We start from the raw sequence: 3,422 nt of genomic DNA on the forward strand, positions 1-3,422 counted from the left end.
GCTAAGAAGTATGTTCTCATGCTTAGAATGAAAAGAGGGCCAATTAGCAAGAATAGCCAAATATTTGGTGGACTGACTGCCTGAAAAAAACCTATCAGTGAGTCTCCATCGTTCAGATTATCTTCAATGTGTTTTTTAGCCTGTTCTTTATTCATCATTACTCCTGATTATGTTTAAGTGATCTCTGGTAAGCACTTAACGCCGCATTAAGTGGTGAACAACGCGACCACCCAACCTAAACCATTGTGCCCTAAACACTTAAGCTGATACAAACCAAAAATGCCAAGCGTTGTGAATCCGTCTTAAACGCTTTGTTATTCGCTGATATTTGTTCGCACACCAAGTTTTTCTGCCTGCCTTAACAGTTTAAGCAATGAATTACTATCAAAAACCTTGAGGGCTAGATCTAATTTAAGCATTTCTCCTGATTTAAGTGCTACCACCAATCGAGAAGCTACTAAATTCTTGATAGCAGGGTGCCCAGATAAGTTTTCAATCGCATTGGTTTGAGAACCAATATCAATTCCCTCAATTTCATTTATTGGTATCTTTCTATTTATTCCTTTAAATCCACCGGACTTGATAATCAAGTGAGAACCTTCAATCTCCAGGCGAAAAGCAGCCAATATTTTGGCTAACCAAATAAAGTAAATAAATACTGTCACGCACAGTTGCGCCCCCGCTAAGGGAAATGAGATCTCTCGCGCTTCAACTTCAGAAAAACCTAAGTAGCTTTTGAAAAGCCACATTATACCGGCCCCAAACATCACAAAATAAAAGATTAATGAGGCCAATAAAAGTGGGACCCAGCTTATAAATGATTTAACAATATTTATTTTCGTATTCAACTTTGCTTTCATATTACTCCGAGGCGCATAACGCCGCGTTAAGGTGTGAGCAACGCAGACCACCCTACTTAAACCATTGTGACATAAATACTTAAGTTGAAGAAAGTCGAAAGTGCCAAGCGTTGGGAATCCGTCTTAAACACTTTGTTAACTGGCCAATTACGTATAATCCATTGTGAGGACTATTTCCTGACATTCCGTGCATTTGAATTTATATACCGATGGTTGCCCACCTTTTTCATAATGTTGGATCATCTTCGTCCAAACTTCAGGCTCAACCATTTCTTTCGCCAGAAACGTATCTAACTCATCGCCAGCGAGACGCTCTAAATCCTCTTTTTCAGCGTCACCGTGAAACTCACAGGCAGTACCGCAATGAACTTGCCATGTTTCCTGTTGCCACGACGGATAACCAGGTGTCCTTTCACAGACTTCAACAACTACCGCAAGATCAACGCCCTCTTCAATCAAAGGGTAATCATCAGAAAATGAACCATTGTATTTTGTAGCAGCAGAACCATCAGCTATGCACCACGGACAAATAGATTTCACATCTTGTGCTGTATAAAAACTTGAAGTGTAAATATACCCTTTAGCTTTGCTACAGCATTCACAAATATCATCGCTTTTCTCGAAAACACCCGTCGCTATTGGGTCGGGATGATACTTAAATTTCGGAAGTTCCATTTTTCTACCATTGTAAGTTAACGCCCTGCTAAGGGGTGAGCAACGCAATACCGATGCCGCCGCATACCACCTTAAACACTAAAACCAACGCACAGTAAAAGTGCCACGCGTTGCGAATCACTCTTGAACAGTTTGTTAGGTGTTCAGTCCCCAATGACTAATTGATTTGGCTTGTTGCCCAAAAAATCTACCCCAACAACCGCTTCCAACTCACTTTCGGTATCAAAATAAACAGCCCATTCAAGCGTTGAATTTAAAAACACATTTGGATTAGAAAACGTTTTTGCTTCCATCCCATAGCTTTCTCGGTTTTGTTCGATATAGCCGTAACATTCTTTAATTGTTTCCAACCATGAGGCAGATATTCGCTTAATGGCTTCTACATCCTCGTCGATGACATGTTCTTTCTCTATATAAATAGTTGCACCGTTTAAATTGATGGGCTCAATTTCCCAATAGCCCTCTCGCTTTATTAGAGTCCCAATACCTTTTATTTCCACATGTTTCTCCATGACACCTAACACCGCGTTAAGTAGTGAGCAACGCAGACCACCACACTTAAAGCATTGTGCCGTAAACACCAAAACTGAAGCAAACCGAAAATGCCGAGCGTTGTGAATCCTTCTTAAACGCTTCGTTATGCTCGTCTTTCCAACAACGACGTAATGTCTTTTTTGAACTCATCCGAGAGGCGCACGAACTGCTCTGGTGCAACCAAATTTTCTTCACACATTAGCATGAGCTGAATAAATGCCTTATTACGAGAGTGACCATCAAAGATCAGCTTCATCTGCTTTTCTGACGTTTTGGAATACTGACACATAAAATGAAACCTTTCTCCTGCCAGTTCTGACTCGTCAGTAATAGTTTCAATGACTTCATTCAGTTGTCTCGTGCAATACAACTGAATTGCTTCTTTTTTGATTTCGCAAAAGACTTTCCAATCAGACTCTTTGATACTCATACAAACCTCCATAAGGTTCAATTTTCAGCATAGAGCATAACGCCGCGTTAAGTGGTGAGCAACGCAGACCACTGCACTTAAAGTATTGTGCCGTAAACACTAAAGCCGAAGTAAACCAAAAATGCCAAGCGTTGGGAATTCGTCTTAAACGCTTTGTTATGCGTTTTTTACCACTTAGGAACCATACTCAATGCACTGTGTATTTGGTCTCTGGCAATATCACCTAATAAGTGAGTTTTTGCCATAAGCATATTGACAGCAACACCGTTTGAAGCAGTTTGATTCCGAATACGTTCTTTAGCTGCAAATGCAGATTTTTGACGTTTATAGACATCTTCCCACCAATCTCTACCATGCTTCTTAAGTAAGCTAGCTTTGATGGACTTGAAACGTTGTCTACTATCGCTACCCTCACCGGAAGCTAACACACTTGCCCATATCATGCGCTTTTGCATATCATTTGGAAGCCAGTTTTGCTTTTGAAGATCCGAGATAACCTCGGGATGAAGATAGAGAGTATTCTCTGATACTTTTCTGGCAATCCACAACGATTGAGCACGCTCGAACGCAGCTTTCTTCTCTTGAGAACTGTAACCTTGGCAATGCTGCTTCCAAGTTTCCAGCTCATCAATTGAAGCTAATTTCTGAACTAGTTCTTCCAATGTCAAATCCTCCGGAAACGTATAACGCCCTGTTAAGGGGTGAGCAACGCAATACCGAAACCACCGCACACAACCTTAATCACTTAAACCAACGCATAGTGAAAATGCCACGCGTTGCGAATCCCTCTTGAACAGTTTGTTATGTTTATTTGTAAATGACATCTTCTAGAGATTCATCACCAAAAGCATCCGAGTTAGTTAAATGGCCATCATATCCCCCTAGTTTGTTGATATAGCTGCCATCTTTGAACACTAACTGTA

General features: G+C 40.8%; 5 protein-coding genes. All 5 read right to left on the minus strand.

The genetic code is table 11. The features are described 5' to 3' along the window. Positions 1-314: 314 nt before the first annotated feature. Positions 315-860: a hypothetical protein gene (locus KIV41_RS23335; protein ID WP_285337768.1), complete on the minus strand. Its 546-nt coding sequence runs from the start codon at positions 858-860 to the stop codon at positions 315-317. Positions 861-1,007: 147 nt separating this feature from the next. Then, complete coding sequence (locus KIV41_RS23340; RefSeq protein ID WP_285337769.1) at positions 1,008-1,535, minus strand: CbrC family protein; 528 nt, start codon at positions 1,533-1,535, stop codon at positions 1,008-1,010. A gap of 143 nt (positions 1,536-1,678) precedes the next feature. Beyond that, the gene (locus KIV41_RS23350) at positions 1,679-2,035 is read right to left on the minus strand and encodes a hypothetical protein (RefSeq protein ID WP_285337771.1); all 357 of its coding nucleotides are present in this window, start codon (positions 2,033-2,035) and stop codon (positions 1,679-1,681) included. Positions 2,036-2,172: 137 nt separating this feature from the next. Next, positions 2,173-2,499: a hypothetical protein gene (locus KIV41_RS23355; RefSeq protein ID WP_045393799.1), complete on the minus strand. Its 327-nt coding sequence runs from the start codon at positions 2,497-2,499 to the stop codon at positions 2,173-2,175. Between the two features lie 167 nt (positions 2,500-2,666). Continuing rightward, positions 2,667-3,161, minus strand: a complete 495-nt coding sequence (locus KIV41_RS23360) for a hypothetical protein (protein ID WP_045393802.1) — start codon at positions 3,159-3,161, stop codon at positions 2,667-2,669. Between the last annotated feature and the right edge of the window lie 261 nt (positions 3,162-3,422).

Source organism: Vibrio sp. D401a, assembly GCF_030248515.1.
In the GTDB taxonomy this organism is placed as follows: Bacteria; Pseudomonadota; Gammaproteobacteria; order Enterobacterales; family Vibrionaceae; genus Vibrio; species Vibrio rotiferianus.

Excerpts from the sequence above, each read along its gene's own strand:
- KIV41_RS23335 (WP_285337768.1), bottom strand. The coding sequence starts at position 860 with ATGAAAGCAAAGTTGAATACGAAAATAAATATTGTTAAATCATTTATA.
- KIV41_RS23340 (WP_285337769.1), bottom strand. The coding sequence starts at position 1,535 with ATGGAACTTCCGAAATTTAAGTATCATCCCGACCCAATAGCGACGGGT.
- KIV41_RS23355 (WP_045393799.1), bottom strand. The coding sequence starts at position 2,499 with ATGAGTATCAAAGAGTCTGATTGGAAAGTCTTTTGCGAAATCAAAAAA.